The following is a 529-nucleotide window of genomic DNA, read 5'->3' on the forward strand; positions in this document are numbered from 1 at the left end:
GTTCGGGGTCGGGAGAGAAGAGGGCCGCCACGGGCGGGCGGGTGCAGACGGTCTCGACAGCACCCCCGGTGGCCAACCAGCCCAGGCGTGCCGCGCCGAGCGCGCCGCCGGCTTCGCTGCCGGTGTGCAGGACGACGTCGACCTGGAGTGCGTCGGCGATCAGCTGGGCCCAGAAACGGCTGCGCGAGCCGCCGCCCACCAGCGACAGCTGGTGCACCTCGGTGCCTGCCGCCCGCAGCGCGTCCAGCCCATCGGCCAGCCCGAAGGCCACGCCCTCGAGCACGGCATAGGTGCAGTCGGCGCGATTCGTCTGCGCCTTCAGGCCATGGAAGACGCCGGCTGCAAACGGGTCGTTGTGCGGCGTGCGCTCGCCGGCCAGGTAGGGCAGGAAGATCGGCGCGTGGTCTGAGGCGCTGACTGCGCTGTCATTTGATGAAAGTTCAGCCAGCAAGGGGGCTTCATCGGCGCCGACGAGCTGGCAGAACCAGCGCAGGCAGCTGGCGGCCGACAGCATCACGCTCATCTGGTG

The 529-nt window shown here is 70.7% G+C and carries 1 protein-coding gene; it reads right to left on the reverse strand.

Annotated elements, in window-relative coordinates; all coding sequences use genetic code 11:
- Positions 1 to 529 (reverse strand): xylulokinase (locus ACXJKR_RS34390; RefSeq protein ID WP_457326680.1); only part of this gene is annotated, 529 nt, incomplete at both ends.

Source organism: Roseateles sp. P5_E11 (assembly GCF_054049355.1).